This window comes from Kiloniella sp. EL199 (assembly GCF_900313065.1).
Taxonomy (GTDB): domain Bacteria; phylum Pseudomonadota; class Alphaproteobacteria; order Kiloniellales; family Kiloniellaceae; genus Kiloniella.
Map to the genome: position 1 here is coordinate 35212 of NZ_OMPU01000004.1, position 12949 is coordinate 48160.

The 12949-nt window shown below is 45.9% G+C and carries 12 protein-coding genes; 3 read left to right on the forward strand and 9 right to left on the reverse strand.

The window, feature by feature from the left end:
• Positions 1-13 precede the first annotated feature (13 nt).
• From hisS to D9A03_RS00910, 5 genes are all read right to left on the reverse strand, one after another.
• Complete coding sequence (gene hisS, locus D9A03_RS00890; protein WP_120495358.1) at positions 14-1258, reverse strand: histidine--tRNA ligase; 1245 nt, start codon at positions 1256-1258, stop codon at positions 14-16.
• A gap of 130 nt (positions 1259-1388) precedes the next feature.
• The gene (gene ispG / locus D9A03_RS00895; protein ID WP_120495359.1) at positions 1389-2522 is read right to left on the reverse strand and encodes a flavodoxin-dependent (E)-4-hydroxy-3-methylbut-2-enyl-diphosphate synthase; all 1134 of its coding nucleotides are present in this window, start codon (positions 2520-2522) and stop codon (positions 1389-1391) included.
• Positions 2523-2703: 181 nt separating this feature from the next.
• Positions 2704-3930, reverse strand: a complete 1227-nt coding sequence (locus D9A03_RS00900; protein WP_162937907.1) for a helix-turn-helix domain-containing protein — start codon at positions 3928-3930, stop codon at positions 2704-2706.
• Between the two features lie 119 nt (positions 3931-4049).
• Positions 4050-6332, reverse strand: a complete 2283-nt coding sequence (ptsP, locus tag D9A03_RS00905) for a phosphoenolpyruvate--protein phosphotransferase (protein ID WP_120495361.1) — start codon at positions 6330-6332, stop codon at positions 4050-4052.
• A gap of 164 nt (positions 6333-6496) precedes the next feature.
• Positions 6497-7720 carry an aspartate kinase gene (locus tag D9A03_RS00910; protein WP_120495362.1) on the reverse strand — a complete coding sequence of 408 codons (1224 nt, stop codon included), beginning with the start codon at positions 7718-7720 and terminating at the stop codon, positions 6497-6499.
• Positions 7721-7971: 251 nt separating this feature from the next.
• Here D9A03_RS00910 and ubiG point away from each other — a divergent pair, with 251 nt between their 5' ends.
• Complete coding sequence (gene ubiG / locus D9A03_RS00915; protein WP_120495363.1) at positions 7972-8745, forward strand: bifunctional 2-polyprenyl-6-hydroxyphenol methylase/3-demethylubiquinol 3-O-methyltransferase UbiG; 774 nt, start codon at positions 7972-7974, stop codon at positions 8743-8745.
• 99 nt (positions 8746-8844) lie between these two features.
• Here ubiG and D9A03_RS00920 read toward each other — a convergent pair whose 3' ends face one another.
• Positions 8845-9264, reverse strand: a complete 420-nt coding sequence (locus D9A03_RS00920) for a DUF1178 family protein (RefSeq protein ID WP_120495364.1) — start codon at positions 9262-9264, stop codon at positions 8845-8847.
• Between the two features lie 183 nt (positions 9265-9447).
• On the opposite strand from D9A03_RS00920, the gene D9A03_RS00925 reads away from it, so the two are divergent.
• A complete protein-coding gene (locus D9A03_RS00925; RefSeq protein WP_120495365.1) occupies positions 9448-9960 on the forward strand; it encodes a bifunctional 2-polyprenyl-6-hydroxyphenol methylase/3-demethylubiquinol 3-O-methyltransferase UbiG in 513 nt (170 codons plus the stop codon).
• Between the two features lie 10 nt (positions 9961-9970).
• On the opposite strand, the gene D9A03_RS00930 is transcribed toward D9A03_RS00925, so the two are convergent.
• From D9A03_RS00930 to D9A03_RS00940, 3 genes are all read right to left on the reverse strand, one after another.
• Positions 9971-10792 (reverse strand): carbon-nitrogen hydrolase family protein, encoded by an 822-nt coding sequence (locus D9A03_RS00930; protein WP_120495366.1) that lies wholly within the window; start codon positions 10790-10792, stop codon positions 9971-9973.
• Entirely contained in the window at positions 10789-11058 is a 270-nt protein-coding gene (gene grxC, locus D9A03_RS00935) for a glutaredoxin 3 (protein WP_120495367.1), read from the reverse strand. Before grxC ends, D9A03_RS00930 begins: the two co-directional genes overlap by 4 nt.
• A gap of 131 nt (positions 11059-11189) precedes the next feature.
• Positions 11190-11933: a ComF family protein gene (locus tag D9A03_RS00940; protein WP_120495368.1), complete on the reverse strand. Its 744-nt coding sequence runs from the start codon at positions 11931-11933 to the stop codon at positions 11190-11192.
• Between the two features lie 113 nt (positions 11934-12046).
• Between D9A03_RS00940 and D9A03_RS00945 the strand changes: the two genes are divergently transcribed.
• Positions 12047-12943, forward strand: coding sequence for a methyltransferase domain-containing protein (locus D9A03_RS00945; RefSeq protein ID WP_120495369.1), 897 nt, complete (start codon positions 12047-12049; stop codon positions 12941-12943).
• The last annotated feature ends 6 nt before the right edge of the window (positions 12944-12949 follow it).

Sequence of the window (12949 nt, forward strand, 5' to 3'; positions counted from 1 at the left end):
GGATCTGTACAGTTCAGCGGTAAACAGTCAGCTTGTCAGCCAAAGCGTCCAGCTTAACAAGTTCTTGATCACCACTGGAAAGATCACGAAGCGTCGCAGAATTTTCAGCCAACTCATCATCCCCCATAATAATGGCAGCATAGGCATTTTGCTTATTGGCCCGGTTCAATCGTTTTTTAAGATTACCACTAAAGCCAACTTCGACACGATATGCCGCATATCTTAACTCATCAGCCAGAATTTGTGCCCGTGCTTCGGCAGCTTCACCCATTGGAATAATAACAACTGGCTGAGGTTCCACGACTTGCCGTGTCATCAGCATGGCCAAACGCTCAATGCCAGAAGCCCAACCGACACCTGGCGTTGCAGGGCCACCCATGGTTTTGATCAAACCATCATAACGACCACCAGCCAAAACAGTTCCCTGCGCACCCAGTACTGTTGTCGTAAACTCAAATGCTGTGTGGCAATAATAATCTAAACCGCGCACAAGGCGTGGATTTATTTCATAGGAAATACCCAAAGCATCCAGGCCACCTTTGACTTGTGCAAAAAAATCTTTGCTCAAATCATTGAGATAGTCAGAGAAAACAGGCGCATCAGCAACAAGCTTTCTATCCCCTTCATCCTTTGAGTCCAGAATACGCAATGGATTTTTCTCAAGGCGACTCAAGCTATCTTCAGAAAGCTGGTCTTTGAACGCAGAGAAGTATTCGATCAATGCAGTACGATAGGCCTGTCGGCTTTCAACATCCCCAAGTGTATTGAGTTCCAGCGTCGTATTTTCGTAAACACCAAGCTCTTTGAGGAAATGCACGCCCAAAGAAATAATCTCAACATCCCCTTGTGGTTTATCAACGCCGAGAAGTTCCACACCAGCTTGATGGAATTGTCTCTGCCGACCTTTTTGCGGGCGCTCATGGCGAAACATTGGGCCACCATAAAAGAACTTCACCGGTAGTTGCTGGCTCAAGCCGTTAGACATAAAAGCACGGGCAACACCTGCGGTATTTTCCGGACGCAGCGTTATCTCGTCCCCACCCTTGGTAGAGAAGGTGTACATTTCTTTTGTCACGACATCAGAAGTATCACCAAGTGTCCGCCTGAAAACTTCTGTTTTCTCAAAAACAGGCGTGATTATTTCATCATAACCGAAACGATTGGCAACTTCTCGCCCAATGTTCAACACTTCGCGATGTCGACGCATGTCATCTCCAAAAAGGTCATGCGTGCCGCGTACTGGTTGAAGAGAAGACATCGTTAGGGTTCTCCTGAAATAAACAAATAAAGGTATAAAGTAAAAAATAACCGGAATGGTTATAGGGAATAGCCTTTTAAAAGTACATAGCCACAATAGCGTGCCACATACTTTTATAAAAGCTCCACAGCTAGTGCCCCATCTGTTGTGGCGTTTCACCCCGGGCTACAGCGTCTTCGATTTCAGCTGCCTTGGTTTCGATCATGCCCACCAGATGATCCACAATACTTCGATCTTTGAGACGATGATCCGGCATACCGGCAACATAAACCTGATGAGTCCCCTTACCACCGCCAGTCAAACCAATATCGGTCATAGTCGCCTCACCAGGGCCATTTACCACACACCCGATAACAGAAACAGTCATCGGTGTAGTAATGTGACTCAATCTTTCTTCCAATACAGAAACGGTATTAATCACATCGAACTGTTGACGGGCACAAGATGGACAGGAAATGACATTCACCCCCCTGTGTCTCAACCCCAAAGACTTCAGAATATCAAATCCAACTTTGATCTCTTCAACAGGATCAGCAGATAGAGATACACGCAGCGTATCACCAATACCTGACCACAAAAGACTTCCCAAACCGATAGATGATTTAATCGTTCCTGTACGCAAACCACCAGCTTCTGTAACACCGATATGAAGGGGGTAATCACAAACCTCGCCCAACTGCATATAGGCAGCCACAGCCATGAAAACGTCCGATGCCTTACAGGAAATTTTAAACTCCCTGAAATCAAGATCTTCCAGAATACGGATATGACCGAGAGCAGATTCCACCATTGCATCGGGGCATGGTTCCCCGAAACGTTCCAGAAGATGTTTTTCCAAAGATCCGGCATTCACACCGATACGCATGGAACAGCCATGATCCTTTGCGGCACTGACAACTTCAAGCACCTTCTCGCGCTTACCAATGTTTCCCGGATTAATCCGTAAACAGGCCGCACCGGATTCAGCGGCTTCAATGGCACGCTTGTAATGGAAGTGAATGTCCGCAACGATCGGCACAGAGACTTCTTTGACGATTTCTTTCAAGGCCCTGGAAGATTCTTCATCCGGGCAAGACACACGAACGATATCAGCACCGGCTTCTTCCATCGCATGGATCTGTTCAACAGTCGCCTTTACGTCAGTCGTTAAGGTGTTCGTCATTGATTGAACAGTAATAGGCGCGTCCCCACCAACGGGAACATTACCAACCATTACCTGTCGTGATTTCCGGCGAACAATATCTCGCCAAGGACGTATGCTCATCAAACTCTCTCTGTGCCCTAAAAAGCAAAGGAAACATGCGCTTTCTTGAACAATAATTCAAGTTGAAACCTTAATGTGATAGAAGCTATTCAAGCCTGCAATAGTGACAGAAAAAAGAAAAGGCGCAGCTTTATGACTACGCCTTTTCTTTTTTAGCGATTAACTTTTTGAAATATAATATCTATTCTGCCGTAATTGACTCTAGAAGCCCTTCTTCAGAAAGTATTATATCTCTTCGTACAGCACCCAGAGCTCCAAGTTTGGGCAAATTATTACCATTTAATTTAATTGTAATACCACCGGCATTGCCCGTAGCCATAACCAGATCATCTTGATCAGGGACATTATAAACAGACCCTGCTCTGAGAACCCGGCTAAAAATCGCTTCTCCCGACCCATTCACGATATGCATCCATGTATCTCTTTCGGCATGGATAGAGATCGGAGAATCTCCGACTTCATCGCCAAAAATTTCTGGCTCAGGTGGTGGCGGAGGTGTTACTGCAGCCACAGATGTTTCCGTCGAAGCAGGATCATCTTCCGATGTACTCTGACTCGCAATATCTTCAGCAGTTACATCTTCGCTCGTTATTTCAGAAACTGCAGCATCTCCCTGCTCGGCATTCCCCGTCAGGGAAACTTCCGGAATGTCGGGAACCGCCTGTGATTGTGTCTCAACAGTTACAGCCTCTGAAACTGTATCAGTCGATGTTGTTTCAGTCGCTTCTTGTCCATTTTGGCTCTGGGCTTCTGGAGCCCGGTTCGCAATCGACTCTTCTGCACTTGAGTTTTCTGCTTGAGTATCATCACTTGATGGAGCATCAACAGCCGTTACACTACTTCCAACCGTCGTATCAGCCTGAGAAATACTCTCAACAGGCGTCGAGGCAACATCAACTGAACCTGCCGCTGATGCCTCTTCTTCAGCTGTAGTATCTGCTTTCTTTTCAGACAGAAAAGGAACCCATTCAGAGATATCAACATCGAAACGGGATATCGCTGTCCATCCGCCATAGGCAACGCCTAACAGAACAATTGAAGTCAACAGAATAGCCAACCCGGGCGTCTTACTTTCAGGGACTGGTGTTGGAAAAACCAACTGCTTCCGGTCGCCATAATTTTGAACCTCTTGTTTGAACTGCCGAACAATTTCATCTTTGTCGAGATTCAAATAGCCCGCATAGGTTCGCACAAAACCATATGCATAAGTGTCCCCCGGCAAGCTGGCAAAATCACCACGTTCAATTGCTTCCAGAAAAACATATCTGATACGAAGAATACTCGCGACAGAACGTAAATCCTGTCCGCGTTTTTCCCGACCGGTACGAAGGATTTCCGCAACAGTTATTGTCGGCTCGTTATTTTCCGAGGTATTTTCCCCGGATGTGTTTTCACGTGATTCCGGCATCGCTTCCACAATCCCCTCCCTGCAAGCTGCGACCATCACTTAGTATTAAGCACTGGTCACCTGTGGCGCGTATGGGAAAGTTGTAACAAATTCAGTAACAAACAACAAATAAATCTATTTTAAATCACAACGTTTGCTGTTTTGACATAGTTCTCTAATTCACTACGTACACTGTGATCAGGTTTCTCCAACAGGCCTGTTACAAACTGTTTAATACTATCCACATCCAGCGAGCGTACCATTTTCTTTGCCCCGGGAACCTGTTGCGCAGGCATGGACAGAGATTTAAAGCCACATCCAATCAATGCCATGGCTTCTATTGGTTGCCCCGCCATATCACCACACAAAGAAAGGTCCACGCCAGCCCGATGTGTTGTTTCCGAAATATTTTGCATCATCTTTAAGACACCGGGGTTCAAAGCATCATACCGCCGTGCCAATCGGGTATTGCCCCGGTCCGTTGCAAAAACAAACTGCAACAGATCGTTACTACCGACGGACAGAAAATCCACCTCTTGGCATAAGGGAACCAACTGCCAAATCAACGCCGGAACTTCTAACATAGCGCCGACTCTTATTTTTTCCGGCAAGACACCGCCAATAGTTTTTTCGCGTTCCAGTTCACGATCCAGTAAAGCGCGTGCAGCTCTGAATTCTGCTGTTTCCGATATCATCGGGAACATTACCTCAAGCTGACGTCCCGCGCAGGCACGAATGAGGGCACGCAACTGCTGACGCAATAAAGCCGGTCGATCCAGGCCGATACGAATAGCGCGCCACCCCATAGCCGGATTTTCTTCTGCGACGCTCGACCAATAAGGCAATACCTTGTCGCCACCGACATCCAGTGTTCGGAAGACAACAGATTTACCCTCGGCCCGATCCATCGCCTTACGATACAATTCCGCTTGCTCGGCTACATCAGGAAGGGATTTACGGACCATAAAGGGAACTTCAGTTCGGTATAAGCCAACACCATCGGCCCCTGCTGCGTGCATGTGCGGCAGATCCATCAACAGCCCGACATTAACATTCAGAGATATTCGCTGACCATCCAGACTAACGGGGGCAAGTTCCCGGGTGGCTGAAACCTCTGCCCATCTAAGTTTTTTATCTTTTACGCTAGTCCGTAATGTCCGGAGGACATCATCTTTCGGACGAACAAAAACCTGATCATGCGATGCATCCAGAACAACCATGTCCCCTTCGCGAATACGAGTCAGCACATCCCGGCAACGCCCGATAATGGGAAGTTCAAGGGCCTGTGCAACCAAAGCAACATGAGCGGTCGGAGACCCTTCTTCCAGAACAACTCCTTTCAGGCGATCCCAGTCATAATCAAGGAGTTCAGCCGGGCCAAGCGTACGCGCAAGCAGAATAAACTCATCCGGTAATTCAGGCTTATCTTCGTCCAAATCAAGTAAATGATGCAAAAGTCGATTGGCAAGATCATCCAAGTCAGCAAGACGCTCCCTCAGATAAGGATCGCTGATCTTGCTCATCCGTGAACGGGTTTCATTTTGAATCTTTTGAACTGCAGCTTCTGCAGTCATCCCGCCAACACGAATTGCCTCGGTAATTTTACCGACCCATCCCCGGTCTTCAGCAAACATTCGATAGGTTTCAAGCACTTCGCGCTGCTCTCCCATCGCAGCAATATCAGTTCTCGTCAGCATCTCATCTATTGATGAGCGCATTTCCCTGACGGTTTTTTCCAGACGCTCGATTTCTTCGTCAATATCATCTGCAATAATGCGATTAATAATAATACCGCGATTATGGAAAACGGCTTGCCCGATACCCATACCCTCGTTGAGACAAAGGCCTTTTATCCGGTCGGGCTTTTCGAGTTCCTCTTTGGAACTCTCTGCTTCCAAGGCCGAAACCGAAAGTGCTCCCCCTGCAATAAGTTCAGCCAAAACCATGGCAATCGTTTCTAGGGCTTCGACTTCTTCTTCGTCATAATGACGATGGGTAACATTCTGAACGGCGATAACCCCTAGAACACGACCGCTTCGTAGGATTGGCACCCCCAGCATGGATTGGTAAGGTTCCTCACCTGTCTCAGGACGATAAGCAAAATTAGGATGACGGGGAGCATCAGAAACAGCCATGGGCAAAGCCAGAGCAGCACACTGCCCCACAATACCTTCACCTTTGTGCAATCGTGTTTGGTAAACGGCTTCAGGTTTCAGCCCCATAGTCGCCGCAAGCTCGAGATATTCACCTCGGCGCATAACATAGATTGAGCACACTTCTGCACTCATATCCCGCGCGATCAGGTTGACTGTTTGCGCCAAGCGTTCCTGATTGGTGGATTTGCCCTTCATCTGATCGCGCAAGAGTTTTAACAAACGACGAGATCCACCCCAAGCCGATGTTTTGTCATTCTTGCCTGTCATCAGATTCAGCACCCTCACAACCAGTAAAAAGCAGGTTCTTATAAATATTGGGTTATCAGCCCAGAGCCAATAGCCCGGGGCCAATAACCCAACAAAACAAATCCCATGTCGGTTTTAATTACTGCTTATTTACGAAAACCGATTACAGAATTAATACTATAATATTAATCTTCTGAATCAAGGCCGTATGCAGTATGCAGACTACGCAAAGCCAGCTCTGTATATTCTTCGGCAACAAGTACAGAAATTTTAATTTCTGAGGTAGAGATCACTTCGATGTTGATCCCCTTCTCGGCCAAGGCAGAGAACATTTTCTGGGCAACACCTGCGTGAGAACGCATACCAACGCCAATAACAGAGATTTTTGCAACAGCAGGATCTGAATCCAGACTGTCATATTTCAAACCGTTACTGCTGTCTTCCAGAACGTTAATTGCTCTGTCCAGTTCAGCCTTGGCAACCGTGAAGGTCATATCTGTGGTTTTTTTATCAGCAGAGATATTTTGAACAATCATATCCACATTGATTGCATTATCTGTCAAGGGACCAAAGATGCTTGCTGCAACACCCGGTGTATCTCTCACACTACGGAGTGTAATTTTTGCTTCATCACGATTATAGGCGATGCCACTTACGATTGCCTGTTCCACGATTTCTTCCTCGTCTACAACTAAAGTTCCAGGCTTGTCTTCGAAGCTGGAAAGAACTTGAACGCGCACCCCGTGCTTCATAGCCATTTCGACCGAGCGGGTTTGCAAAACCTTTGCCCCTTGAGAAGCAAGTTCTAACATTTCCTCATAAGTGATCTTTTCCATCTTGCGAGCTTTGGTCACGATACGGGGATCAGTTGTATAAATGCCATCAACGTCCGTATAGATATCACAACGATCAGCTTTTAAGGCCGCAGCAATCGCCACGGCAGAAGTATCAGATCCACCCCGGCCCAATGTCGAAATGCGACCATCAGGTCCAACACCTTGGAAACCAGCAAAAACAGCAACCTGACCTTCACCAAAGCGGCGAATAATATCGTCGACTTCAATGCGTTCAATTCGGGCACTTCCATGTGCAGCGTTTGTCACAATCGGGCTCTGCCAACCAAGCCAGGACCGGGCATTGATTCCCATATCCTGCAACACGATAGAAAGTAAGCCTGATGTCACCTGCTCGCCTGATGATACAACCGTATCATACTCGCGCAGATCATAGAGCGAACCAGCATCTTGAACATAACTGACTAACTGGTTGGTCACACCAGCCATTGCGGATACAACTACCGCAACCTCGTTTCCCGCCTCAACCTCTCGCTTAACACGCTTTGCAGCATTACGGATTCGGTCAAGATCTGCAACCGAGGTGCCACCGAATTTCATAACGACTCGGGCCATCGGAACTCATCCTGTGAGGAAAATATATATTTAATAACACTGCCCCGAATACTACCGTCATAAACCACTTTCAAACGGTTGCTCTCTGGGCTCGACATATCCATACTCTGCACGGCACAGTGACGCAAGAAAATGCGTGCGAAAAACGAATGCAATTACACATGTAAAATGTAAAATAGTGACAATGTGAAGACGAATTTCTCGTCCCCTTACTTAGGTGACGATGACGAAGAAGGTGGCAAGAAATCAAGATGAACGCAGCTCAGACACCCGAAAAAGATGAAGCATCAGGTATTACCGTTGATCCACAAGAAATATCAAAGTTCGCTGCAATGGCAGATGAATGGTGGGATCCTTTGGGCAAGTTCAAGCCACTTCATCAAATAAATCCTGTCCGCATTAGCTATATTCGCGATCACCTTGCTAAAAAACATAATCGCGACATCACTGGTCTCACACCACTCAAGGACCTTACGATTCTTGATATTGGATGCGGAGGTGGCTTGCTATCGGAACCTCTGACACGGCTTGGCGCAAAAGTCACGAGTATCGATGCATCACATCGAAACATCGAAATCGCACAGATTCATGCTGAAGAAAGCGGCCTTGAAATGGACTATCGGCATATGACGGCCGAAGAACTCGTTGAACAAGGCGCGCAATTTGATGCGGTTATCAATATGGAAGTTATCGAGCATGTCGCAGATGTAGAAGCCTATAGCCGAGATTGTGCTGCTCTGGTAAAACCCGGCGGTACAATGTTTGGATCCACCCTAAATCGCACAAAGAAATCCTATCTTCTCGCAATTGTTGGTGCTGAATACCTGCTGCGTTGGGTCCCGCCTGGGACTCACGAATGGGACAAATTCTTGCGTCCGTCAGAATTTGTGGATCTTCTGCGTCGCAATGGACTTGGAACTGAGGATCTAATGGGAATTGTCTATAATCCACTACAAGACAAATGGTATCAGGATGCCAAAGATCTGGATGTAAACTACATGCTGATTGCCGAAAAACCGCAGTAGAAATCCGCGAGAAACTCAGCAGCGCATGAACTATCATAGACTAAGGCCACTACACTATTGCAATATGCGAAAAATGATAAACGCTAACAGCGCACGCTGTTAAGCATCAGCTTTTTGTTTCCATGGAATCGATGAAAAAGCCACGCCTTCTTCCTTCAGGCTTTTCGCATCTGTTTCACTGGCCTCGCCATAAATGTTTTTCTTGTCTGATTCGCCATAGTGAATTTTGCGAGCTTCCTTGGCAAAATCTTTGCCGACGTAATCAAAATTACGCTCAATGGCTTTTTGCGTTTCAGATAAAAATTTCTGTGCTTTGGCAAGCTCGCTTGTTGAAACCTGCTTCTTCTCACTATTGGCGAGACTGACATTTGGCGCCATCAAAGCCTTTTTGACTTCTTTAGAAGAGCAATTAGGGCACAAAACAATCCCCTTTTCGGATTGATCCCTAAAAGTCGCATTATCTTTAAACCAAGCTTCAAAAACGTGATCGTTTTCGCATTTTAAATCGAAAAGAATCATTCTAATCCTGCTTCATCCATACTGTCAGTCGTGCACGGGATATGGTTATGACTGATGAGATCTGCAATGGTCAAGCCTCTGGCACCAGAAGTTGTTGCCATAAAAAGCCTCAGACAGTACTCAATATAACATGACACTCTTTAACAGATTGTTTCACGGCATTGAATCCAGAGGATAAAAGTTATGAACGAACCATCTGCATGGGTGCTTAAACACGCGGGATATATTCCAGAAGGTAGCGATATATTGGATCTTGCCTGTGGTGCAGGCCGACACGCACGCCTGTTTTTAATGTCAGGACACTACGTAATCGCAATCGATAAAAATATCGACGCCCTTGCTGATCTTGAAAACTATCCCGGGGCCGAGATTATTCAAGCAAATCTGGAAGACGGCGGCCCTTTTCCTTTATCAGAAAAGAAATTTGGCGGAGTCATTGTTACCAACTATCTCTATCGCCCTCTGTTGCCTTTACTCGCCAAACTACTGATACCTGGTGGTACTTTGATCTACGAAACATTTATGATCGGAAACGAAAAATTCGGGCGCCCTAAAAATCCAGACTTTCTGTTAAAGCCTCAAGAGCTTTTAGACCATTATCACCCTCAGCTAAGAGTTCTGAGTTATGAAGAAACAACAATCACAGAGCCCAATCCTGCCGTTGTTCAGCGTATTTGCGCTGTGAACCTGGTATAACCAGACACGATTAATTCAGAGTAAAGTCCCGATCATGATGTATTGACGGAACCATGTCCCGAGCTTGCCTTACACGATCAAGATCAATATCTGCAACGATTACACCCGGTTGATCTCCCCCATCAGCAAGTATTTCACCCCAGGGTGCAATAATAACGGAATGCCCATATGTTTCCCGGCCTTCGGCATGAACGCCACATTGTCCGGCAGCAATGACAAAACAGCCGTTTTCAATTGCTCGTGCTTTCAGAAGTGTATGCCAGTGTGCTTCACCCGTGAACTGAGTAAATGCAGCCGGAGCGGTAAGAATCACTGCACCTTTTTTAGCCTGAGCCCGAAATAGATAGGGAAAACGAACATCATAACAAATCCCCATGCCCAATTCACCCCAAGGTAACTTGGCAACGACAGCTTCTTCACCAGGCTTAAAGGTTGCTGATTCCCGATACGATTGACCATCGGGGATGACCACATCAAACATATGAATTTTGTCATATCGAGCCGCAATTTCACCTTGCGGAGAAAAAAGGAACGCACGATTTGCTGCGCGGGATTCTTCTGTACCAACAATCAAAGAGCCAATATGCAGCCAAATCCCAAGTTCAGCAGCCAGTGCAGAAAAAGCCTTAACCGACGGATGTTCACTTTCAGGCAGTGCTTTTTCAAGCGTAAGCTTTTTATTGGGTTCCATCATTGTCGTACATTCAGGTGTTTGAATATACTCGGCCCCCAAGCCATGCGCCTGACGAATAAGATCACAGGCTGGCCCCAACGTAACTTCGTCGTCCCGATCAGCCGTTAGCTGCACACAAGCTGCTTTGAATTTATTCAAGAGGCAATCCTGTTTTCAAGTTTTGTATCCAGATTTCCCGCACTTTCCAGTGCCATCAGTTCATCACAGCCACCAATATGTTCACCATTAATGAAAATTTGCGGCACAGACGTACGCCCACCTGCTTTCTCAACCATTTCTGGTTTGCGGCGAGGTTCCATCATTACGTCAATCTCGTCAAAGGTAACGCCTTTGTTTTTCAGTAGCTTCTTTGCGCGTACGCAGTAAGGACAAAGCATACTGGAATAAACAATAACTTCAGCCATAAAGAACGATCCTAATTTCGCTGTGTTTACATAAGCAGGCGCCTCACGACAAAACCTGCGAGTAATTTTATTTAAGGCACTTACTAACAAATTACAGTATCTGGCAATAAAATTTTACACCTCTGATGCCATCAATCTTTTGTTACTCGCGCTAAAACAATAGCGCTGACAGTGCTAGCACCACTGTTCTTAAGCACCCGGGCACAAGCATCCAGCGTAGCACCTGTGGTATAAACGTCATCAATCAAAACGACGTGTTTTCCCTCAACTATTGCCTTAAACCTATTATTTAAAACAAAAGCGTTGCGCACGTTTCGCCAGCGCCCTGTCATAGAGAACTGCCCTTGAGAAGATGTGTTTTTTGTTCGAAGAAGCAAGTTCGGGATATATCTTTTATGATGAAGACGCGCCACAGAATGAGCCAATAAAGCCGATTGATTGTATCGACGTCTCAACAAACGCCTACGATGGAGCGGGACGGGAATGATAACATCTGCCCTATCCAAAATCCCTTGACCACAGGATGACAGCCATCTTGTAAAGAGCGCAGACAAATACGTTTTATCAGCGTGTTTAAAACTAATAATCATACCTTTGCTATGTACATCATAAACCAATGCCGCACGACACTGATCAAAGGCCTTAGGCGAATGAAGGCACTCACCACAAAGCATCTCATCCCCATGAGAGAGTTCAAAAGGATAACCACATGAGTTACAGCAAGCTGTGGAAATAAAAGTGAGATCCTTCCAACAACTCGCACAGATCCCCGTATTGTCCCATATTGCCTCATCACAATTTCCACAAACAGGTGGAAACAGATAATTTACACCTTTAGTTAAAAGGTTTGGCAGCAATTCCTTCATCATACGCATAGGACTATGCTAATTGATCTGGTCATAAAGAAGCAATCTGCTATAACCGGAAAAATATCTCTCTGCTTAATTATCTGCGTGCTTAATTATCTCTGGGCTTATTGGGTTCAACCATGACTGATATCTATATTTTTGACCGTAAATCCGTTAATCAGCACCATCACCGCGCCCAAAATCACATAGAAGATCATGATTTCCTCTTCAGAGAAGTTGCAGATCGGCTGGGAGACCGGCTTATGGATATCGCTCGCGATTTCCCGAAAACACTTGATCTCGGGTCTAACCACAGCATCCTGGAAGAAACACTGGGGATCAGAGGTAGAATACAAGAGTTTGTAACAGCTAAATTCCAATCAGAAGAAGATTCGCAAAAAGATTTTGTATCCTCAAAAGATATAGAAATTATTTCAGAGATCATACCTTCTGCCACACAGGTTTATGATCTCATTATCAGTAATCTTTGCCTTCATTGGGTCAACGATTTACCGGGCATTCTCTTGCAAGCCCATCAAAGCCTGAAAGCCGATGGATTGTTTTTAGCTTCTATGATTGGCGGGGAAAGCCTTAAAGAACTGCGCGCATGCCTTATGGAAGCAGAAATGGATATCGAAGGCGGTGTCAGCCCCAGAGTATCGCCGCTCATTGATGTCAAGGATGCTGGCGCTCTACTCCAGCGAGCAGGCTTTGCGTTGCCTGTTTCAGATTTTGATCGTATTGAAGTCAGCTATGCCAACGCATTTGATTTAATGAAAGAACTACGAGGTATGGGTGAAACCAATGCCATTCATAACAGAAAAAAATCTTTCACCCGCAGAGAAACACTTTTAAAGGCTGCCCAACTTTATCAGGAAAAATTTTCTGATTCAGAAGGCAGAATTAATGCAACATTTGACATTGTTTATCTCGCGGGCTGGGCGCCACACACATCACAACAAAAACCGCTCAGACCCGGTAGTGCCGCGGAACGACTTTCAGATTTCCTCAATACTCAAGAGACCAAGCTGACTTGAAACTAA